This window comes from Ralstonia condita (assembly GCF_958405655.1).
Lineage (GTDB): Bacteria > Pseudomonadota > Gammaproteobacteria > Burkholderiales > Burkholderiaceae > Ralstonia > Ralstonia condita.
The window spans coordinates 1,204,238-1,225,944 of record NZ_CATYWO010000001.1 but is presented as its reverse complement, the minus strand read 5'-3'; the positions used below and the strand labels follow the sequence as shown (position 1 = coordinate 1,225,944).

Annotated in this window: 19 protein-coding genes; 7 read left to right on the top strand and 12 right to left on the bottom strand. The window is 65.3% G+C overall.

Annotated elements, in window-relative coordinates:
* From R2N03_RS05745 to R2N03_RS05735, 3 genes are all read right to left on the bottom strand, one after another.
* Positions 1-1,224 carry a cell division protein ZipA C-terminal FtsZ-binding domain-containing protein gene (locus R2N03_RS05745; protein ID WP_316656092.1) on the bottom strand — a complete coding sequence of 408 codons (1,224 nt, stop codon included), beginning with the start codon at positions 1,222-1,224 and terminating at the stop codon, positions 1-3.
* Positions 1,225-4,740: a chromosome segregation protein SMC gene (gene smc, locus R2N03_RS05740; RefSeq protein WP_316656090.1), complete on the bottom strand. Its 3,516-nt coding sequence runs from the start codon at positions 4,738-4,740 to the stop codon at positions 1,225-1,227. It abuts the gene before it with no gap.
* Positions 4,741-5,129: 389 nt separating this feature from the next.
* On the bottom strand, positions 5,130-6,050 hold the full coding sequence (locus R2N03_RS05735) for a DMT family transporter (RefSeq protein ID WP_316656088.1): 921 nt from the start codon (positions 6,048-6,050) through the stop codon (positions 5,130-5,132).
* Positions 6,051-6,190: 140 nt separating this feature from the next.
* On the opposite strand from R2N03_RS05735, the gene dapC reads away from it, so the two are divergent.
* Genes dapC through prmB form a run of 7 tightly spaced genes read left to right on the top strand, consistent with a single transcriptional unit; the run spans position 6,191 to position 11,733 of the window.
* The gene (gene dapC / locus R2N03_RS05730) at positions 6,191-7,390 is read left to right on the top strand and encodes a succinyldiaminopimelate transaminase (RefSeq protein ID WP_316656085.1); all 1,200 of its coding nucleotides are present in this window, start codon (positions 6,191-6,193) and stop codon (positions 7,388-7,390) included.
* Positions 7,391-7,435: 45 nt separating this feature from the next.
* Positions 7,436-8,263 carry a 2,3,4,5-tetrahydropyridine-2,6-dicarboxylate N-succinyltransferase gene (gene dapD, locus R2N03_RS05725; protein WP_024975807.1) on the top strand — a complete coding sequence of 276 codons (828 nt, stop codon included), beginning with the start codon at positions 7,436-7,438 and terminating at the stop codon, positions 8,261-8,263.
* 60 nt (positions 8,264-8,323) lie between these two features.
* Positions 8,324-8,737 carry a hypothetical protein gene (locus R2N03_RS05720; protein WP_316656075.1) on the top strand — a complete coding sequence of 138 codons (414 nt, stop codon included), beginning with the start codon at positions 8,324-8,326 and terminating at the stop codon, positions 8,735-8,737.
* A gap of 14 nt (positions 8,738-8,751) precedes the next feature.
* Entirely contained in the window at positions 8,752-9,096 is a 345-nt protein-coding gene (locus R2N03_RS05715) for an ArsC family reductase (protein ID WP_316656073.1), read from the top strand.
* 37 nt (positions 9,097-9,133) lie between these two features.
* Entirely contained in the window at positions 9,134-10,285 is a 1,152-nt protein-coding gene (gene dapE / locus R2N03_RS05710; RefSeq protein ID WP_316656589.1) for a succinyl-diaminopimelate desuccinylase, read from the top strand.
* A gap of 10 nt (positions 10,286-10,295) precedes the next feature.
* Entirely contained in the window at positions 10,296-10,814 is a 519-nt protein-coding gene (locus R2N03_RS05705) for a class IV adenylate cyclase (RefSeq protein WP_316656071.1), read from the top strand.
* A gap of 16 nt (positions 10,815-10,830) precedes the next feature.
* The gene (gene prmB / locus R2N03_RS05700; RefSeq protein WP_316656069.1) at positions 10,831-11,733 is read left to right on the top strand and encodes a 50S ribosomal protein L3 N(5)-glutamine methyltransferase; all 903 of its coding nucleotides are present in this window, start codon (positions 10,831-10,833) and stop codon (positions 11,731-11,733) included.
* A 28-nt stretch (positions 11,734-11,761) separates the two neighbouring features.
* Here the strand turns inward: prmB and R2N03_RS05695 are convergent, their stop codons facing one another.
* From R2N03_RS05695 to R2N03_RS05655, 9 genes are all read right to left on the bottom strand, one after another.
* Positions 11,762-12,121, bottom strand: a complete 360-nt coding sequence (locus R2N03_RS05695) for a chitin-binding domain-containing protein (protein ID WP_316656067.1) — start codon at positions 12,119-12,121, stop codon at positions 11,762-11,764.
* 317 nt (positions 12,122-12,438) lie between these two features.
* Positions 12,439-13,254 carry a M55 family metallopeptidase gene (locus R2N03_RS05690; RefSeq protein WP_316656065.1) on the bottom strand — a complete coding sequence of 272 codons (816 nt, stop codon included), beginning with the start codon at positions 13,252-13,254 and terminating at the stop codon, positions 12,439-12,441.
* Between the two features lie 9 nt (positions 13,255-13,263).
* The gene (locus R2N03_RS05685; RefSeq protein WP_316656063.1) at positions 13,264-14,292 is read right to left on the bottom strand and encodes a DmpA family aminopeptidase; all 1,029 of its coding nucleotides are present in this window, start codon (positions 14,290-14,292) and stop codon (positions 13,264-13,266) included.
* A gap of 1 nt (position 14,293) precedes the next feature.
* Positions 14,294-15,193, bottom strand: coding sequence for a glutathione ABC transporter permease GsiD (gsiD, locus tag R2N03_RS05680; RefSeq protein WP_316656061.1), 900 nt, complete (start codon positions 15,191-15,193; stop codon positions 14,294-14,296).
* A 10-nt stretch (positions 15,194-15,203) separates the two neighbouring features.
* Positions 15,204-16,127, bottom strand: coding sequence for a glutathione ABC transporter permease GsiC (gene gsiC / locus R2N03_RS05675; protein ID WP_232042695.1), 924 nt, complete (start codon positions 16,125-16,127; stop codon positions 15,204-15,206).
* Positions 16,128-16,197: 70 nt separating this feature from the next.
* Positions 16,198-17,763 carry a glutathione ABC transporter substrate-binding protein GsiB gene (gsiB, locus tag R2N03_RS05670; RefSeq protein WP_316656054.1) on the bottom strand — a complete coding sequence of 522 codons (1,566 nt, stop codon included), beginning with the start codon at positions 17,761-17,763 and terminating at the stop codon, positions 16,198-16,200.
* Positions 17,764-17,800: 37 nt separating this feature from the next.
* Complete coding sequence (locus tag R2N03_RS05665; RefSeq protein WP_428984368.1) at positions 17,801-19,648, bottom strand: dipeptide ABC transporter ATP-binding protein; 1,848 nt, start codon at positions 19,646-19,648, stop codon at positions 17,801-17,803.
* Between the two features lie 81 nt (positions 19,649-19,729).
* Entirely contained in the window at positions 19,730-20,692 is a 963-nt protein-coding gene (locus R2N03_RS05660) for an isoaspartyl peptidase/L-asparaginase family protein (RefSeq protein WP_316656051.1), read from the bottom strand.
* A gap of 17 nt (positions 20,693-20,709) precedes the next feature.
* Positions 20,710-21,699 carry a MurR/RpiR family transcriptional regulator gene (locus tag R2N03_RS05655; protein WP_316656048.1) on the bottom strand — a complete coding sequence of 330 codons (990 nt, stop codon included), beginning with the start codon at positions 21,697-21,699 and terminating at the stop codon, positions 20,710-20,712.
* Positions 21,700-21,707: the final 8 nt, after the last annotated feature.

The following is a 21,707-nucleotide window of genomic DNA, read 5'->3' as shown; positions in this document are numbered from 1 at the left end:
TCAGTGACTGAACAGGCGCACCGCAGTGCTGGAACCCGCCGGGATGCCGCGCGACTCAAGCTTGTCGTACAGCACCCGCAGATGCTTCTGGATGGCAACGAAAGACTGCTCCGTCAGCGGACGCAGGTTGTCGTCCACCACCTGTGCACCCATGCGCTGCGAGAGCGTGTAGGCATATTCGCAGACCAGCTTGAACGGTTTGGACGCCTCCTCGGCCACGGGCACGTCCAGCAGCAGCGTGATCTGACGGCCGCCCTTGACGGTCAGGTCATCGCGCAGGAAGTTGGTGTCGCCGAACTGCAGCGTGAACAAGGCGCGCTGTACGCCGTCGGCCCCTGCGTGGAAGCGTGTGAAGCGTGTGCCGTCGCGCGAGAGCACCAGACCGTCCTGCGTCGCCACCGTCTGCACATACGCTGCCGACCACGGCGCGCCGTCGGAAATCACGCTCACGCCGAGTTGCACATCGCACTCCGCGGCGAACGCATCGAGCTCGCGCGCGTTCGAGATCGTCTCGTTCATGTCCGGCAGTTCTGGTACTGCATCGGCGGCTTCCGACAGCGGATCGATGGCGCTGATGAATTCCGAAAACTCCAGCGCATTCAGCGGGCCAGTGCGGTTGGCCAGTTGCACGGCCACCTGCAAGTCGAGGTAACGCTGGCCGGCGCGAATGGCTTCCCAGGCGTTGGCCGCCGGGTTCAGGCCTTCCACGTGGATCTGCTTGGTGCCCGCGCGACGCAGCTTGGCCAGCGCGGGCAGCAGACGGTCGCCCGACACTTCGCGCTCCGGATGCAGCGGCACGATGCAATCGATCAGAGGGTCGATCACGCCGGAGGCAGGCTCAAGCGAGCCAGGCGCGGGCTCCTCGGCGGGCTCTTCCGCTTCCGCCGCCAGCAACTCGGCCTCTTCGCCACCGGGGGCGAGTTCGGCACCGATCACGCCCGCCTCGGTTTCAGCGCTGCCTGTCGACGGCTCATGCCCATCGGAGCGCAGAGCCAGCCCGGGCTCGAGACGCGGCTCGACACGGTCGATCTCGTCCAGCTGACCGCCCAGCGCAGGTTCATGCCGGTCGGCCCAGCCCTCCCCGTGCGGTGCTTCCCCTGCGAGCGGGTTATAAGCCTCGGGCCGGCGCGCCTTGCGGATCTGCCATTGGTTGTAGACCACGATCACCAGCACGAACACCACGCCGGCGCCCAACAGCGCCATCACCAGGTTGTTGTCCTGCATTTACGCGGCCTCCGCCATGGTCAGCGCGGCATCCATGTCCACCGCCACGATCCGGGACACACCCTGTTCCTGCATGGTCACACCAATGAGCTGTTGCGCCATTTCCATCGCAATCTTGTTATGAGAAATAAAAACGAATTGGGTCTTGTCGGACATGCGCTTGACCATGTTGGCGTAGCGCTCGGTGTTGGCGTCGTCCAGCGGCGCGTCCACCTCGTCGAGCAAGCAGAACGGGGCCGGGTTCAGCTGGAACATCGCAAACACCAGCGCAATCGCGGTCAGCGCTTTTTCGCCGCCCGACAGCAGGTGGATGGTCGAGTTCTTCTTGCCCGGCGGCTGCGCCATCACCTGCACGCCCGCGTCGAGAATCTCTTCGCCCGTCATGATCAGCTTGGCCTGGCCGCCGCCGAACAGCGTCGGGAACAGCTCACCGAAGTGATGGTTGACCTGGTCAAACGTGCCTTGCAGCAGAGCGCGCGTTTCCTGGTCGATCTTGCGGATAGCGTCTTCGAGCGTGTTGATGGCGTCAGTCAAGTCCGCCGACTGCGCATCGAGGAAGCCCTTGCGCTCGCGCGCTGCCGCCAGCTCGTCGAGTGCGGCCATGTTGACCGGGCCCAGTGCATTGATCGCGTTGTTGATCCGCGTGACTTCGCCCTGCAGATACGAAGGCTTGAGGTCTGCACTCAGGCGTTCCGCCAGCGCGGCTTCGTCCACGTTGGCCGTGGTGAGCTGCTCGGTGAACTGCTCCTGATTCAGGCGTGCGGCCTGCTCCTTCAACTGCAGTTCGGTGATGCGATCGCGCAGCGGCTGCTGCCCCCGTTCGGCCGTCAACCGTTGCTCGTCGAACTGGCGCAGCTGCGCGGACAACGCGTCGAGCTCCATGCGCGCCATGCCGAGCTTCTCTTCCTTCTCGGCACGACGTTCGAGCGCTTCCTGCAGGCCGGTGTGCGCGGTCTGCTCGTTGATGGTTTCCAGCTCAGCGCGCGCGTTCTCCAGCGTCAGCACGATCTGCTGGGCCTGGTCGGTGGCCACCTGAATGTTGCGCTTGAGCTCGGCGATGCGGTTGTTCAGGTTGCGCTCGGCAAAGTGCGCTTCCTGCGCGCCGCGCTCGAGGTCACGCAACGCGTTGCGAGCGTCTCCCAGGCGGGCTTCCAGGGCTTCGAAAGCCTGCTGGTTGTCTTCAAAGCGCGCCTGCATGTCGGCGAGCGCCGCATCGTGCTGCTCGAAGGTCGCTTCCGACTCGGCCCGGATGGCACGTTGTTCCTCGATCTGCGCGCGGATCTCTTCCAGCTCGCTGTCGATCTGGCCACTGCGTGCGTTGTAGCGCTCCATCGCCTGCGAAAGCTTGAGCACGTCCATCTGCAATACGTGCACACGCCGCGTGGCCTGATCGGCGCGGGCTCGCACATGCAGGAGCGCCTGGCTGGCCTGCGCGTAGGCCGCATCCGCACGCACGGCTGCGCTCTTGGCTTCGTCCGACAGCAGCGTCTGGGCGCGCACCTGCTTCTGCAGGTTCTCGATCTCCTGCGCGCGGGCCAGCATGCCGGCCTGCTCGGAATCGGGCGCGTACAACTGCACCGACGAACGGCCTACCAGGTGCCCGGCCTTGACGACAAACGTACCGCCCTCGGGCAACGTCTGGCGCGCGGTGAGCGCCGCCTGCATGTCGTCGGCGATGTACACGTCGGCCAACCAGTCCTGCAGCACGGCGCGAATGCCTGGCTCGGTCACCTGCACCAGCGACATCAGCGGACGCAGCCCCGCCGGCGCGTCAACCGGGCGCGCCGCCGCGGGCGGCGCATAGAACGCCAGCTTGGCGGGCGGTGCATCGGCCGCGAACGCCTTGATCCAGTCGAGGTTCGAAACCTCCAGCGCTGAAAGCTTCTCGCGCAGCACGGCTTCCAGCGCCGGCTCCCAGCCCTGCTCGATCTGCAGCTTCTTCCAGAAACGCGGCAACTCGCCCAGTTCATGCCTGGCAAGCCACGGCTGCACCTTGCCGTCGGTCTGTACGTTTTCCTGCAGCTGCCTGAGCGCGGCCAGGCGAGCCTCGAGGCTGGCAATGGTGGACGCTTCGGATTGCACGCGATCCTGCGCAGCGCGACGTGCGTCGTCGAGCAGCGGAAGTTGCGTCTCGGCGTCTTCAAGTGCGGCCTGCGCTTCGGTCAGCACTTCTTCCTGCTCGGCGAGTTCGGCGCGCAGCGTTTCGAGCTGCACGTCGTCCGGCTTGTCGAGGCCGCTGGCTTCCTGCGACAGGCGCTCGCGGCGCTGCTCAAGTTGCTGCAGGGCTTGATCCGCATTGCGCTGATGCGCGGCTTCGAGCTTGAGCGCCTGTTCCGACTGGAGGATGGCGGCGCGTTGCTCGTTCAGCGTGGTCTGTGCATCGCGCCACTGCGCTTCCAGGGCAGGCAGTTCGTCCGACTTGCGGGCGACTTCCTCGGCGGCCTGCGCGGCGCGTTCCTCCGCCATCGCCAGTTCTTCTTCCGCCGCAGCGAGATCCGCCTGGGCCTGCTCACCCTGGGTGCGCCATTGATCCTGCTGTGCGGTCAGCGTCGCAATCTGCTGCTGGATGCGATTGCGCGATTCCACCACGTAGCGGATCTCGGCTTCCAGGCGGCTGACCTCGGCGTTGGCTTCGTACAGGGCGCCCTGCGCGGCGTGCATGGCATCGGACGACGCGTAGTGGGCGGCACGCATCGTTTCCAGCTCCGCCTCGATGTGGCGAAGCTGCGCGGTCTGCGCTTCCAGGTCCACCTGCGCCTGCAGGATCATGCGCTGGTGGCGTTCCTGCTCGGCCTGCGCTTCGCGCTTGCGCAGCAGCCACAGCAGATGCTGCTTCTCTTCGCCTTCGGCCTGCAGCGTCTGGAACCGCTGCGCGACTTCGGCCTGCCCCTCGAGTTTTTCGAGGTTGGTGCCGAGTTCGCGCAGGATGTCTTCCACGCGGGTGAGGTTTTCGCGCGTGTCGGAAAGGCGGTTTTCGGTTTCGCGGCGGCGTTCCTTGTACTTGGAAACGCCCGCGGCCTCTTCCAGGAAGATGCGCATGTCATCGGGCTTGGCCTCGATGATGCGCGAGATCATCCCCTGCCCGATGATGGCGTAGGCGCGCGGTCCGAGGCCCGTGCCGAGGAAGATGTCCTGGATGTCGCGGCGACGCACCGCCTGGTTGTTGATGAAGTACGACGAGGTACCGTCGCGGCTCAGCACGCGCTTGACCGCCACCTCGGCGTATTGGCTCCACTGGCCGGCGGCACGGCCTTCGGCGTTGTCGAACACGAGTTCGACGCTGGCGCGACCGGCGGGCTTGCGTTGCGTGGAGCCGTTGAAAATCACGTCCTGCATCGATTCGCCGCGCAGTTCGGCCGCGCGTGATTCACCGAGCACCCAGCGCACGGCGTCGATGATGTTGGATTTACCGCAGCCGTTCGGGCCGACGATGCCGACGAGCTGGCCCGGAACGTGGAAATTGGTCGGATCGACGAAAGACTTGAAGCCTGCGAGCTTGATCGAGGAGAGGCGCACGTTGAGTTCGTCTCGAAGGGATCAGTGAGAGTAACGAAGCGAGCGCCCGAGGCTTGCACCCTGTCCATGACTCACGCACGGTGTGGCGCGTGATGGCAAGGCGCCCGCCAGGGGCGCGGATGGCGCCATCATACCACCCGCCCCCTGGGCTCCCGCCAATCAAATCGCTACAGAAATGAACGAAATTGGCCCGACCTTACGCCGGATTGCTGCGGATTTGTCAGGGGTTTCACCTGGGTGACAAATGATGTCAATCCGGCCGCCGGGCTCGCGCGTGTTCACGGGGCGCAAGCCATTCCGGCGAGCGTCTTGTGCATCGCACCAGGACTCCGAACGGGATGGGAGGCAACAGCGCCATCGCTTCGGTCGGTTGGCAGAACCGCCGCGGGCTATTTGCGCGGCGACAGCGCCGACAGCGCACCCGCCAGAATGATGCACGCGCCGCCCGCCATCTCGCGCATCGACATGCGCTCCGCGGTGAGCAGCGCCGACGACACGGCCGCCACCACGATCTCGAACAACATCAGCAGCGCGGCGCGGTTGGCGTGCAGGCGCTGCAGACCGCGCTGCACCAGCGCATTGCCACCCACGAGTACGCCGGCCATGGCAATCAACAGGAGCCAGGTACCGCCCTGTGCAAGTGCGTCAGGTGCCGAGTGCACACCATCAAACAGCAGCGCCGCAGGAAACCCGACCAGCGCGCAACCGGTGAACACAACCACGGTACGCATCTCCGGCCGCATGGTCGGATGGCGCTGCCCCGCCAAGCGCGACAGCACGTTATTGCAGGCAAAGGCCAGACCGGCGATCAGCCCAGCCCATTCCGCCGATGACCCTGGCCACGGTGTGCCCGCCTCGCCCGACCACAGCATCATCACCGCGCCCGCCAGCGCGAGCGTCAGCAGCATGCCGCCGCGCCACCCCAGCCGCTCATGCAGCCACATGCGCGCCAGCAGCGCCGTCCACACCGGGGTCAGGTAGAACAGCAGCAGCACACGCATCACCGTGCCGTGTACCGTGCCCCAGACAAAGCCGGCGTTGGTCACCCCTGCGGCCAGCCCGAGCGCCGGGATCACCCATGACCACTGAAACGTTGCGAAGTGACGGCGGAGCGCCACGGCAGCCAGTACAGCGGCGGCGGCACCCGTCAGCGACGAGGCCAGCATGCCGCCCAAGCCCCAGGCGGCCAATAATCGATACGGATACCAGGCAATGCCCCAGACCGAGGCGCCCAGCAGGATGAACATCGCGGCCGCCCATTGCGGCTCGTGGTGGGTGGCGGTATCCGCCGAGGAAGCAATCGATGTCATGTGACCAACAAAAAGCGGCGGAGAACCGCCGCATCCAGCATTGTCTTGGGGCGGCCAGCACACGTTGGCCGTATAATTTCGGGCTTCCCGGCAAGCGCCCCTGCTTAGCCCAGACCAGCCCAACACCGCCGCCCAACACCGTGAATCCGCGCCTGTCTGCCCTGCAGCCGTATCCGTTCGAGAAACTGAAAGCGCTCGTCAAGGACGTGACGCCCAGCCCTGCGCATACGCCGGTCAGCTTCGGCATCGGCGAGCCCAAGCATCCGACGCCGGCCCTGGTGAAAGACGCGTTGACGGCGGCGCTCGGCGGGCTGGCGAATTATCCCACGACGCTCGGCTCCGATGCACTGCGACAGTGCATCGCCGCATGGCTGGAGCGCCGCTACGGCTTGCCGAAGGTCGATCCGGCCACCGAGGTCATCCCGGTCAACGGCTCGCGGGAGGCACTGTTCTCGTTCGCGCAGACCGTGATCGACGGCAGCAAGCCCGGCGCCCGCGTGCTGTGCCCGAACCCGTTCTACCAGATCTACGAAGGCTCGGCGCTGCTGGCCGGCGCCACGCCGCTATTCGCCAACAGCGACCCGGCGCGCAACTACGCGCCCGATTTCGCCGCGATTACGCCCGAAGAATGGCGCAACGTGCAGCTCGTCTTTGTATGCAGCCCGGGCAACCCGACCGGCGCCGTGCTCACGCTCGAAGACTGGAAACAGCTCTTCGCGCTGTCGGACGAATATGGCTTCATCATCGCCTCGGACGAGTGCTATTCCGAGATCTATTTCGACGAGGCCAACCCGCCGCTGGGCGCGCTGCAAGCCGCGCACAAGCTGGGCCGCGGTTTTGACCGCCTGGTGATGTTCTCGAGCCTGTCCAAGCGCTCCAACGTGCCGGGCATGCGCTCCGGTTTCGTGGCCGGCGACGCCAAGCTGCTCAAGGCCTATCTGCTGTATCGCACGTATCACGGCAGCGCGATGAGCCCGTCGGTGCAATCCGCTAGCATCGCTGCGTGGAACGACGAGGCCCACGTGCGCGACAACCGCGCGCAGTACGTCAAGAAGTTCCAGCAGGTCACGCCGATGCTGGCCCAGGTGCTGGACGTGGCCCTACCCGACGCAGCCTTCTACCTGTGGGCCAACGTCAAACGCACGGGCCTGTCGGACACTGAATTCGCACGCCAGCTGCTGGCCGCTAAAAACGTCGCCGTGCTGCCAGGCAGCTACCTCGCGCGCGAGGCGCACGGCACGAATCCGGGCCAGGACTACGTGCGCATCGCGCTGGTGGCCGGCGTGGACGAATGCCTGGAAGGCGCGCGCCGGATTGTCGAATTCTGCCAGCAACGCTGATCCGTAATTTTCTCTTCTGTTTCCTCTCCGAGAGCCAACAAGACCATGACGCAACAACTGCAATCCCTGATCGATCAAGCGTGGGAAGACCGCGCCAACCTGTCGCCCAAGGCCGCTCCGGCCGATGTCCGTGAAGCCGTCGCCAACGTGATCGGCCAGCTCGACCGTGGCGCGCTGCGCGTGGCCGAGAAGAAGGACGGCGAGTGGATCGTCAATCAGTGGATCAAGAAGGCCGTGCTGCTGTCGTTCCGCCTGGAAGACAACGCGCCGATGGCTGCCGGTGGCTTCACGCAGTTCTACGACAAGGTGCCGAGCAAGTTCGCCAACTACACGGCCGAAGACTTCGCCGCGGGTGGCTTCCGCGTGGTGCCGCCGGCTGTGGCGCGCCGTGGCTCGTTCATCGCCAAGAACGCCGTGCTGATGCCGTCGTACGTGAACATCGGCGCTTACGTTGACGAAGGCACGATGGTCGACACGTGGGCCACCGTCGGTTCGTGCGCACAGATCGGCAAGAACGTTCACTTGTCGGGCGGCGTGGGCATCGGCGGCGTGCTCGAGCCGCTGCAGGCCAACCCGGTCATCATCGAAGACAACTGCTTCATCGGTGCCCGCTCGGAAGTGGTGGAAGGCGTCATCGTTGAAGAGAACTCGGTAATCTCGATGGGCGTGTACCTGGGCCAGTCGACCAAGATCTACGACCGCGAAACCGGTGAAGTCAGCTACGGCCGCATCCCGGCGGGTTCGGTGGTGGTGGCGGGCAACCTGCCGTCGAAGGACGGCACGCACAGCCTGTACTGCGCCGTGATCGTCAAGAAGGTCGACGCCAAGACGCGCGCCAAGGTTGGCCTGAACGAGCTGCTGCGCGGCGATTAAGCATCGGCGCAAGGCATGCCTGCTAGTCTTGCGGGCATGCCAACCACTTGAAGCCCAGCCATGTCCGAACGCAATGCCACCGGCACCCGCTTCGGCAAGCTGCGCCAACGCATCATGGGTCTTGATCCAAACACCATCGGGACTGTCCTGTCGCTGCTGCCCACCATCCTGGAGCAAGCGAACAAGACCATCGACAAGTTCAAGAACCGCAAGAAAACCGGGACCGAGCCTGCCCGCGGAGAGGGCGCCGCGCCCGACCCGAATACACGGATTGCCGAGCTGGAAGCGGCGATCCTGCAGCAGGCCGAGTCCGTCAAGCTGCTGGCCGAACAGCACGCCATCACCATCGACGCGTTGCGCGACGAAGCCGCGCGGCTGGAGCGCCGCCTCAAGCGCATGACGTGGCTGGCGTCCATCGGCTTTGCCTTGGCCGTTGTTGCCCTCTCGTTTGCCCTGCAAGCCTCTCGACACTGATTGCGAATCCCACCATGACGACCCTGCACGGCATCCCCAATTGCGACACCGTGAAGAAAGCCCGCACGTGGCTCGAATCGAACGGCATTGCCTACACCTTTCACGATTTCAAGAAGCAAGGCGTGAGCGCCGATATGCTGGCCGGCTGGCTCAAGCATGTGCCGCTCACCACGCTGCTCAACCGCAAGGGCACCACGTGGCGCGCGCTGTCTGACGCCGACAAGGCCCGCGCGGAAGACGAAGCCGGCGCCATCGCGCTGATGCAGGCCAACCCGTCGCTGATCAAGCGGCCAGTGCTCGTGCACGAAAAGAGCGTCAACGTAGGCTTTTCTGCCGACCAGTACGCCGCCCTGTTCTAACCACAACAACATCACCGTGACTGTCGTCATGTCGAACATGCAGCCCACGCTTGCCCTCACTGAAGACCTGATCCGCCGCCGCTCCGTCACGCCCGAAGACAAGGGTTGCCAGGACGTGCTGATCGAACGCCTGACCGCCGCCGGCTTCGAATGCGAAACCGTGATCAGCGGCCCGGACCACTTTCGGGTGACCAACCTGTGGGCCGTCAAGCGCGGCCGGGCCGGCACCGACGGCAAGCTGCTGGTTTTCGCAGGCCACACCGATGTGGTGCCCACCGGCCCCGTCGAACAATGGCACTCCGACCCGTTCGAACCCACGCACCGCGACGGCAAGCTCTACGCTCGCGGCGCGGCCGACATGAAAACGTCCATCGCCGGCTTCGTGGTCGCATCAGAAGAATTCGTCGCCAAGCACCCGGACCACGCCGGCTCGATCGGCTTTTTGATCACCAGCGACGAGGAAGGCCCGGCGCACGACGGCACCGTCAAGGTGTGCGACCTGCTGCGCGCGCGCGGCGAGCGCCTCGACTACTGCGTGGTCGGCGAGCCGACCTCCGTATCCACCCTCGGCGACATGGTCAAGAACGGGCGACGCGGTTCTTTGTCGGGCAAGCTCACGGTGAATGGCGTGCAGGGCCACATCGCCTACCCGCATCTGGCCAAGAACCCGATCCACCTGGCTGCCCCGGCGCTGGCTGAGCTGGCCGCCGCCAAGTGGGACGACGGCAATGCCTACTTCCCGCCGACCACGTGGCAGATGTCGAATATCCACGGCGGCACGGGCGCGACGAACATCATTCCCGGCCACGTCACGATCGACTTCAACTTCCGCTTCTCGACCGCAAGCACACCGGACGGCCTGAAGGCGCGCGTGCACAGCATTCTGGATGCACACGGCCTCGACTACACGCTCGACTGGACGCTGGGCGGCGAGCCCTTCCTGACCGAGCGAGGCGACCTCTCCGAAGCCCTGGCCTCCGCCATCCAGGCCGAGTGCGGCGTGACGACCGAACTGTCGACCACGGGCGGCACGTCGGACGGCCGCTTCATCGCCAAGATCTGCCCGCAGGTGATCGAGTTCGGCCCGCCGAACGCGAGCATCCACAAGATCGACGAACACGTCGAAGTGGCGTTTATCGAGCCGCTGAAAAACGTGTATCGCCGCGTCTTGGAAACGTTGATCGCCTGAGGTTGCCCCGATGGCGCGCAACGTCGAGATCAAGGCGCGTGTGCGCGATGTGGCGGCACTCATCGAGCGCGCGGCTGCCATCGCGGATTCCGGCCCCGAACGCATCGAGCAGGACGACACGTTCTTCGCCTGTGCGAACGGGCGCCTGAAGCTGCGGCAGTTCTCGCCCGAGCGCGGCGAGCTGATCCACTACTTCCGCGCCAACAGCGCCGGCCCGCGCGTGTCGGACTACCACATCGTTCCGTCCAGCGCGCCAGACGCCCTGCGCGACACGCTGGCCGCCGCCATCGGCACGGCCGGCCGTGTCATCAAGGTGCGCCAGCTGTATCTCGCCGGCCAGACGCGCATTCATGTGGATGCAGTGAAAGACCTCGGCGATTTCGCCGAACTCGAAGTCGTGCTGCACGATACGCAGTCCGAAGACGACGGCGTGAAGATCGCCCACCAACTGATGCACGCCCTCGGCATTGCCGAATCCGACCTGCTCGACGTGGCCTACGTCGACCTGCTCGCTGCCACCCAACGCTGAGCCATACCCGTCAACCATGACCACGCCTACCCTCCCCGCCTCCCACCCGTTCACCACCGTCCGCGATCTGCTGCGCTACGCCGTTTCGCGCTTCACCGCCGCCGGCCTTGTTTTCGGCCATGGCAGCGAAAACGCCTACGACGAAGCCGCTTACCTGATCCTGCACACGCTGCACCTGCCGATCGACACGCTGGAGCCGTTCATGGACGCGCGCCTGCTGCCCGAAGAAGTGGCCGCCGTGCTGAAGGTGATCGAGCGCCGTGCCGTCGACCGCGTGCCCGCCGCGTACATCACGCGCGAGGCGTTCATGCACGGCATGCGCTTCTACGTGGACGAGCGCGTGATCGTGCCGCGCAGCTTCATCGGAGAATTGCTCGAAGACGGGCTGGAACCGTGGATTGACCAGGAGGACGGCCCGACCGACGTGCTGGAGCTGTGCACCGGCTCGGGCTGCCTGTCGATCCTGGCGGCGCTGCAATGGCCCAATGCGACCATCGACGCGGTGGACCTGTCGCCGGACGCACTGGTTGTGGCCAATCGCAACGTCGCCGATTACCACCTGGAAGAGCGCATCCGCCTGCACGAAGGCGACCTGTATGCGCCGCTGCCGCCGGGCGTGCATTACGACGTGATCCTGACGAACCCGCCGTACGTGAACGAGGCGTCGATGCAGGCGCTGCCACCCGAATACCGCGCCGAGCCACGCATGGCCCTGGCCGGCGGCACCGACGGTATGGATATCGTGCGTCGCATTCTGGCCGATGCGCCACGCCATCTGAAGCCGCACGGCGTGCTAGTTGTCGAGATCGGCAACGAGCGCGAAAACGTTGAAGCGGCGTTCCCCGACCTTGACATGGTCTGGCTGCCGACCAGCGCAGGCGAAGACCAAGTATTCCTGGTCACGCGCGAGGCGCTTTGACGCCGTCAGACGCCCATCCCGATGGGCGTCACGACACCATCTCGTCGCACGCGTCCTTCACGACGCACATGGAAAAGCGCTTGTCGAACACCTGGCCGCTCGGGCAGTGGTCGAAGGCAGCGTGCGACTGCGCGTCGCAGGTGGCGTAGGCGGTTGTGCAGTTGGTCCGCACGGGCTGGTTGGGGCCGCGGTTGGTGCCATCGTCGACGAGGAAGCGGCCGGATGGGGATGGGCATTTGAACTCGGCAGCCGCCTTGGCCAGGGCGGCTGCGGCCTTTTCGGCCTTCGACGTCTGCGGCGTGGGCGGATTGGCCGGGGACGGGCGGCGGTCGCAGGCCGTTAGTGCTAGCGCACACAGCAGCATGCCGAGTGTGAGTGCGCGGGTCATGGGGGCTCCTTCGGGGTTGGGTGTCCTGAAGTTTACGCTGCGATGTGCGTTTTTGGTCTATCCCTGTTTCGTCCCCTGCCGGGGGCGACTCACTTTCTTTGTCTTGCCAAAGAAAGTAAGCAAAGAAAGGCGCGCCCGAGATGGCGACTTCCCCTTGAATTTATGTAACTGGGCGGAGACGGGGAAAACTCGCTGCGCTCAGACAGTTCCCCGTCTTTTTTCCGCCCGCTTACAAAAATTCAAGGCGCCATCTAGGGCATCAACGGCCAAACCGTCTGAGTGCGTGGGATGGCGCCATGACTTGCGCCACACCTTTCTCAGCGGAGCATCGCTGACATGGCAGAGAGGCTGTTGAGCATGCGCACGGCGTGCTCGACCGAATCGGCCGCGAAGCGCAGCATCGTGCCGTCGACGCGTTCCAAGGCGGGCCATTGGCAGAACAGGTCGGCCTGTGCGGGCGTTTGCGTTTGCAGCCGGCACACGATCGGTGCCTGCAGGCGCAGCGGCATGCTGAAGTGCCCGCGCTGTACCGTTGCCTTCACCGCCGCGTAGATGGCGTCGCACGATTGCTCAGGCGAGAGCGACGTGCCGGCGTTCTGGCCTTCGGCCTGCTTGGTCTCGACAAACGTGGTGTGCGGCAGCAGCGGCTTGGTTTCCTTGATGAACACGTCGTCGCCGCTGGCAACGGCCACCGGCACACCGCGCTCGCCGGCTAGGGCGCCGTAGAGGCCGGCTTCGCCCAGTTCCTGCTCGTTGAACCAGACGCGCGCAAACGCGAAGCTGTTGATGGTGTGTGCCAACACGCCGCGGCTGCCCGCGCGCGCGTGGTAGCCGATCATGCAGACGGCGTCGCAGCCGTCCACGCCGGCCATCATGCTGAGGTAGCGCGGCTTGCCGAGAACGAAGCGTGCGCGGCGGTCGATGGAATCGGGGATGAGGTTGCGGAAGCCGCCGTGCGAATCGTTGACGAGTACGTCAGTGGCGCCACCATCGAAGGCGCCGCGAACAGCTGCGTCGGCTTCTGCAGTCATCCAGCGGCGGGCGCGTTCGTACTCAGCGTTACCGGCACGCGTTTGCTCGGGGTGGAACACGTTGGCCACGCCTTCAATGTCGGCGGAAATCAGGATGCGCATGGAGTCAGGTCAGAGCAATTCGGTCAGGGCGCGGCGCGTGTTGCCGTCTCGGCCGGTGACGGCGGTCGCGTGGAACAGCGCGTGCACGATGGCTTGTTCGACGCTGTCGGCGGCGGCCTGGAACAGCGGGTCGAGGTGCGATTCGTGGGTCATGGCGACGGCCGGCATGGCGCGTGTGCCTTCGTGCGGCACGGTGTAGGCGGTGGAGAACGCCAGCGCGATATCGCCGCTGCCATGGCCGAAGACGGAGCCGGTACGCGCCAGGCCTGCGCCCGCGCGCAAGGCGAGGCGGCGCAACTGGCGGGCGTCCAGCGGCGCATCGGTGGCGAGCAGCATGATGATCGAGCCTTTCTCGGGCTCTGGGGCAACGGCGGCCAGCCCTTTCGCCAGCGCCTCTCCCACACCGCGTCCCGCAAGTGTCAGGTTCTGCATCACGCCAAAGTTGGACAGCACCAGCGCGCCGACCGTGCGTTGGGCGCCGTCGGCAAGCGTGACCACGCGCGACGCAGAACCGATGCCGCCCTTCACGCCGAACGATGACATCCCGCGCCCTGCCCCGACCGCGCCCTGCTCGAACGTTTGGGCTGCCGCAGCGTAGGCCGCGTCGTAGTGCACGTCCTGCACGGCAAACGCCTGCAGGTCGTTCAGATAGCCGTCATTGCATTCGAAGACGAGCGGATTGACAGTCGACCATGTGCGACCGATCTGCGGGTTGGCTGCAACGGCCTGGCGGATCTGCGCCTGCGCCACAGCGCCCACGGCGAACGTGTTGGTCAGCGCGATCGGCGTTTCCAGCACGCCCAGCTCATCCACCTGCACCAGGCCGATGCTCTTGCCGAAGCCGTTGAGCACCACGCTGGCCGCGGGCACCTTGTCGAGGAACGGGTCACCCGCATGCGGGCGCACCACGGTCACGCCGGTCTGGATGTCGCCGCCGGCAATCGTGGCGTGGCCGACGCCGACGCCCGCCACGTCGGTGATGCTGTTGCGCGCACCGGCAGGCAGCACGCCGATGTGTGGAATGGTGAGGTGCGTCATCTCAGCGACGGTCGATCTTCGGATCCAGCGCGTCGCGCAGTCCGTCGCCCAGCAGGTTGAATGCCAGCACGGTCAGGAAGATCGCCAAACTCGGGAAGATGGCCACGTGCGGTGCCGTCACCATGTCGGCGCGTGCCTCGTTGAGCATCGCGCCCCACTCCGGCGTGGGCGGTTGTGCGCCCAGGCCCAGGAACGAGAGGCTGGCGGCGGTGATGATCGAGGTGCCGATCCGCATCGAGAAGTACACGACGATGGACGAAATCGTGCCCGGCAGGATGTGCCGCATGATGATGGTCCAGTCCGACGCGCCGATGCTGCGTGCAGCTTCCACATACGTCAGGTGCTTGAGCATGAGCGTGTTGCCGCGCACCAGCCGCGCAAATGCCGGGATGCTGAACACCGCCACGGCAAAAACGACGTTCATCATGCCGTTGCCCAGGATAGCCACAATGCCGATCGCCAGCAGGATGCCCGGGAAGGCGAACAGCACGTCGGAGATGCGCATGACGATGCGGTCCCACCAGCCTTCGTAGTAACCGGCGAGCAGGCCGAGCACGGTGCCCACGATGGCGCCGATGATGACCGACACGAAGCCCGCTTCCAGCGAGATGCGCGTGCCCATCAGGATGCGGCTGAAGATGTCGCGGCCCAGCGAATCGACGCCGAACCAGTGCTGCGCCGACGGCCCCGCGTTGAGCGCGTCGTAGTCGAAATAGTTTTCCGGATCGAACGGCACGATGTGCGGCGCGAGGATGGCGATCAATACCAGCGCGATCACGAACACACCGGCGCCCATCGCCAGATGCTGCTTGCGGAACTTGCGCCAGAACTCGCTCCACGGCGTGCGGACGGGCTCTGCAGCGGTTTTCGGCGCGACCGCCACGCTTGTTGCCTGTGTCATGGCGGTCTCCTTACTTCTTGTAGCGGATGGTCGGATTGATGATCGTGTAGAGCACGTCCACCACCAGGTTGATCAGGATGAATTCCAGCGAGAACAGGAGCACCTCGGCCTGGATGACGGGGTAATCGCGCATCTCCACTGAATCCACCAGCAGCCGACCGAGGCCCGGCCAGTTGAACACCTTCTCCACCACGATCGAGCCGCCCAGCAGGAAGCCGAACTGCAGCCCCATCATGGTCACCACGGGAATCATCGCGTTGCGCAGGCAATGCTTGATGACGACCACCGTTTCGCGCACGCCCTTGGCCCGGGCGGTGCGCACAAAATCTTCCTGCAGCACTTCGACAAACGAAGCGCGAGTGAAGCGCGCCATCACGGCAGCCACCGCAGCACCCAGCGTGAGCGAAGGCAGGATGTAGTGTTTCCAGCTCTCGGCGCCGATGGACGGCAGCCAACCGAGCTGCACCGAGAACACTTCCATCAGCAGCATGCCCAGCGCGAAAGCCGGAAACGAAATCCCCGACACAGCCAGCGTCATGCCCAGGCGATCCGGCCACTTGTTGCGCCACACGGCCGAAGCAATGCCGATGGCCATCCCGAAGATCACCGCCCACACCATGCTCGCAATCGTCAGGTTCAGCGTCGGCATGAAGCGATCTCCGATCTCTTCGCTCACCGGACGCTTGGTACGGATCGAGTTGCCGAACTCGCCGCGCACGGCGTTGGCGAAGAAGCGCACGAACTGCTCGTGCATCGGCTTGTCCAGGCCCAGGTCTTTGCGCACCAAGCCAACGGTCACGTCATCGGCCTCGGGGCCGGCCGCGAGCCGGGCCGGATCACCCGGCAGCAGGTGCACGAACAGGAACACCAGCACTGCCACGATCAGCAGTGTCGGGATCACGCCCAGCACACGTTTAATGAAGTAGTTCAGCATGGCAAATCCACCGCAGGCGGCAATTCAACGGCCCGCGCAACGGCTGCGCGGGCCGGTACGGCAATGAGACTTACTGCTTGATGTCGATGTCGTCGAAGCTGAACGAGCCGTCCGGTGCCAGGTAGGCACCCGAGAGGCGCTTCGAACGCGCGTAGACGATCTTCTCGGTCACCAGGAAGGCCCAGGGCGCGTCTTCCCAGATACGCTTCTGGGCGTCGGTGTAGAACTTCGACTTCTCGGCACGATCGGTGGTGCGCAGTGCGCCGGCAATGTCGGCATCGACCTGGTCGTTCTTGTAGTACGCCGTGTTCAACGATTTGGGCGGCATCGACTCCGAAGCCAGCAGCGGACGGAGTGCCCAATCCGATTCACCCGTCGACGACGACCAGCCTGCGTAGTACATGCGCACGCCGGCGTCTTCCGGCTTGGGCACGCTTTCCACGCGCTCGACGCGCTGGCCGGCTTCCAGCGCCTGCACCTGAGCCTTGATGCCGACCTGGGCCAGTTGCTGCTGCACGAACTGGATGATCTTCTGCGCCGTCGTGTGGTTGTAGGCCGACCACAGTTGCGTCTCGAAGCCGTTCGGGTAGCCCGCTTCCTTCAGCAGCTCTTTCGCCTTGGCCGGGTTGTACGGCCACGGGCCCAGCTTGACCGCGTAATCCACGCCCTGCGGCACCACGCCGTCGGCTGGCACGGCATAACCCGAGAACGCCACCTTGGTCAGCGCATCCTTGTTGATGGCGTAGTTGATGGCCTGACGCACCTTCGGATTGTCGAACGGCTTGACGCGCGTGTTGAACGACACGTAACGCTGGATGATGGAAGGCGCGGCGATCAGGTCCACCTTCGGGCTGTTCTTAAGAACGGCCGCCTGCTCGAACGGAATGCTGAACGCGAAATCCGCCTCGCCCGTCTGCATGACGGTGGCGCGCGTGTTGTTGTCCACCACCGGCTTCCACGTGATGGTGTCGATCTTGGGCAGCCCGTGCTTCCAGTAGCCGGCGAATTTCTTGCCCTTCAGATCATCGGTCTGCTTCCACTCGACAAACTCGAACGGGCCGGTGCCGACCGGGTGGAAAGCAATGTCCTTGCCGTACTTCTTGAGTGCCGTGGGCGAAATCATCGCGGCCGACGGGTGCGCCAGCACGTTGATGAACGGCGAGAACGGCTCCTTGAGCGTCACGCGCGCGGTGTACGGGTCCACCACTTCGGTCTTGGCGACACGGTTGAACAAGGTGTAGCGCTTGAGCTTGTTGGCCGGGTCCGTCACGCGGTCCAGGTTGGCCTTGACGGCGTTGGCATCAAACGTGGTGCCGTCGTGGAACTTCACACCCTTGTGCAGCTTGAACGTGTAGACCAGGCCGTCCTTGCTGACGTCGTAGCTGTCGCACAGCACGTTGACGAGCTTCATGTCCTTGTCGAAGCCGAACAGGCCTTGATAGAACGACTTGGCGGCGCTGAACGACAGCGTGTCGTTGGCGTCGTACGGGTCCATCGTGGTGAAGGTCGAGTAGACCGCCATCACGGCGTCCTTGGCGGCAAAGGCCGGCATGGTGAATGCCGCCAGGGCCAGGCCGCTGGCAACCATGGCTGCGCGCGGGCCGAATGCGACTCGGTGGGCAAAGCGATTGAACATTTCCTTCCTCCTCATCAAAGATGACGTCTCACTGCATTCAATAAGCGCCGCCAATCGAATGGCGGGCAACAAAGTGGTCTGGCGCCACTTGCACCAACGGCTGCACCACCGGCAGGTCGCCAACGGCACGGATCGGGCTGGGAATTTCGTGCGTGGAAAGTTCACGCTTCAGGTGACGGCGCGCCGGGTCCGCAATCGGCACCGCAGACATCAGCTTCTTCGTATAGGCGTGCTGCGGGTTTTCGAAGATGGCGCGGCGCGGGCCGATCTCGACGATCTGGCCGAGGTACATCACCGCCACGCGATGGCTGATGCGCTCCACCACCGCCATGTCATGCGAGATGAACAGGAACGCAACGCCAAATTCCTTCTGCAGGTCGAGCATCAGGTTGACGATCTGCGCCTGGATCGACACGTCCAGCGCGGACACAGACTCATCGGCAATCACCACCTTCGGGTTCAACGCCAACGCGCGCGCAATGCAGATGCGCTGGCGCTGGCCACCCGAGAATTCGTGCGGATAGCGCGACGCATGTGCGGCCTGCAGGCCCACCTTGTCGAGCAGCCATTCCACGCGTTGCTGCGCCTCTTTGCCGGAGGCCACCTTGTGCACCAGCAGCGGCTCCATGATGGAGTAGCCGACCGGCACGCGCGGGTCCAGCGAGGCGAATGGGTCCTGGAAGATGAACTGGATGTTTCGGCGCAGCGTCTGGAGCGCGGGCCCCTTCAACTCGCCGATGTTCTGGCCGGCAAATTCGATGCTGCCGCTCTGGCTGTCCACCAGACGCAAGAGTGACCGTCCCGTCGTCGACTTGCCGCAGCCCGATTCGCCGACCAGCGCCAGGGTCTCACCAGGGTAGAGATCAAAACTGACCTGCTCCACCGCATGCACCCGGCGCGTGACGCGGCCGAAGATGCCCGTGGGCACGTCAAAGCGCGTGACGAGATCACGCACACGCAAAATGGGTTGCACATCGTGCGACGCCGCCGGTTGCGGTGTCGTATCCACCGCAGCAGCCGTGCCATCCACACGCAACAGCGGAAAACGCGCCGGCCCATCGGTGCCCTGCATCGAGCCCAGGCGCGGCACCGCCGACAGCAACGCACGCGTATACGGATGCGCGGGCTGCGCAAACACGGTGGCCGACGGGCCCTCTTCCACGCGATCGCCCTTGTACATCACGAGCACGCGGTCGGCGACTTCCGCCACCACACCCATGTCGTGCGTGATGAACACCACGGCCATGTGCAGCTCCTGCTGCAGCGCGCGGATCAGTTGCAGGATTTCGGCCTGGATCGTCACGTCCAGCGCGGTGGTCGGCTCATCCGCAATCAGCAGCGACGGCTTGCATGACAGCGCCATCGCAATCATCACGCGCTGGCGCATGCCGCCCGACAGTTGGTGCGGATAGCGCCCCAGCACGTTGCGCGCTTCCGGAATGCGCACCAGCTCCAGCATGCGCAGCGCCTCGGCCTTGGCCTGACTATGCGTCTTGCCCTGGTGCAGACGAATCGATTCGGCAATCTGCTCGCCCACGGTAAACACGGGGTTGAGCGAGGTCATCGGCTCCTGGAAGATCATCGCGATGTCGGCGCCGCGCACGCCGCGCATGGCAGCGGGGCTGGCGCTGGCCAGGTCCAGCACTTCGCCGTTGCGGCGGCGCAGATGCATCTGCCCGCCGATGATCTTGCCGCCGCCGTGCTCCACCAGCCGCATCAGCGCCAGCGACGTCACCGACTTGCCCGAACCCGATTCGCCCACCACGGCCAGCGTCTCACCCCGGTCGACGTGGAACGACAGGTTGCGCACCGCGTCGACCACGCGCTCGGACGTGGCAAAGCGCACACTCAGGTCTTGCACTTGCACGACGCGCTGATCGGGCATGGCAATGACGCTGCTGGCACTGGGCTGTTTGGTTGCTGTCACGACAAATCTCCTGCTGTCCGGCTTGGCGGGTTCGGCTTCTTACCGATAGATCGACACAACGGGCACCTGCGCGCCGCGTGCGAACCCGCGGTACATCCCTTCGGTGTTGAACGGCAACGCGACGTTGCCCTGCGCATCCACGGCGATCAGGCCACCGCGGCCATTGATGGCCATCAGCTTGCGCATGACCACGTCGTCGGTTGCATCGGCCAATGACTTGCCGGCGTATTCCATCTGCGCGGCAACGTCGTAGGCAGCTACGGCGCGCATGAACATCTCGCCCGTGCCCGTGCACGACACCGCCGCCACGTTGTTGGCAAAGCAGCCCGCGCCAACGATGGGCGTATCGCCCACGCGGCCGACCTTCTTGTTGGTGACGCCGCCCGTGGAGGTGGCGGCCGCCAGGCGCCCTTGCGCGTCGCATGCCACGGCGCCCACGGTGCCGAACTTGCTGTCCGGGTCGATGGGTGCGGCTTCCTTGGCCACGAGCGACGCGGCATCGTGATCGAGCAGCGCCATGCCGTCCTGCTGGCGGGCGCGCTGCCATTGGGCGTAGCGCGCTTCGGTGTGGTAGTAGTCGGACTCGACAAACTCCAGGCCCTGCGCCTGTGCGAAGGCCTCGGCGCCTTCGGAGGTGAACAACACGTGTTCGCTGCGCTCCATCACGGCGCGAGCGGCGAGGATCGGGTTGCGCAGGCGCTTGACGCAGGTGACCGCGCCGGCAGCCAGCGTGGCGCCATCCATGATCGACGCATCGAGTTCGTACGTGCCGGCGCTGGTGAGCACCGCGCCCTTGCCGGCGTTGAACAGCGGGCACTCTTCGAGCAGGCGCACCGCTTCGGTCACGGCATCCAGCGCGCTGCCGCCGTCCATGAGAATGCGCTGCCCAGCGGCCAGGATGTCATGGAGCGCTTGTTGGTAAGCGGCTTCCTTGTCGGCACTCATGGCCGTGCGGGTAATGGTGCCGGCGCCGCCGTGGATGGCGAGGATGGGCGTAGTCATGCGTGGCTCGATGTCAATCAGTTTTCAGCGGTGCGTTTGCGGCCGCGTCGGGTGGTCGTCGGTGTGCCGGGGGTGCCTGCGGCATCGTTGGCGCGGTGCGCTGGGGCGGTATGCAGCCACGGCAGCACGAATTCAGTGAGTCGCTCGGCCGATTCCAGCGAATGCGCAGAGCGATGCGCAACCGCGCCGCAGAGCGCCTCGAACAGCGCCACCGCAGCCGTGTCGGACGTGGCGGAGAACTGCCGCTCCGTGCGCGCGTACAGCGCAATGTCAGCCAGCGGAGCAAGCGGCGAAGTCGGGCTGTCGGTCAACGCCAGCACCTGGCAGCCCTGCTCGCCGGCTTGCTTGCACAGGGTGATGGTGTCGGCCGCATAGCGCGGGAATGCGATGGCGATCAGCAGATCCTTCGCGCCGATCTTGCGCAGGTGGCGCGCGGCATCGGAGGCGCCGCCGGGCTGCGAGACGGAGATCACCGTGTCGCAGTACAGGTCCAGACCGTGGCGCAGCAGGCCCGCCAGGTAACCGCTCGCCCCAAAGCCCATCACGTAGATGCGTTGCGCGCCCAAGATGGCATCGACCGCGCGCTCACACGCTGCGGGGTCGAGCATGCGGCGCGTAGCGTCGAGGTTGGCGATATCTTCGTTGAGTGAGGCGGCGAAGATCTCCGCGCTGGTGGCCGGGCGTGCCAGCTCGTGGCGCAGTTTTTCCACCGGCGCGAGCGTCGCCTCGAAGCCGCGCAGCAGCCCGGCACGGAACTGCGGATAGCCATCAAAGCCCAGCGCCAGCGCAAAGCGATTGGCCGTGGCAATCGACATGTCCACCGCGGCGGCAAACTCGTCGATGCGCATGGTGGCCGCGCGGAACGGGTTCGCCAGCACGTATTCCGCCATGCGCTGGTGCGCCGGCGTGAGCGTGGCCAGGGCCGCCCCAATGCGCTCGGAGACCGTCGCATCGTCGGCAAATGCGCCTTTCGACACATCCGTACGCTTGCTGGTGGATTTCGCCATGTTTCTGG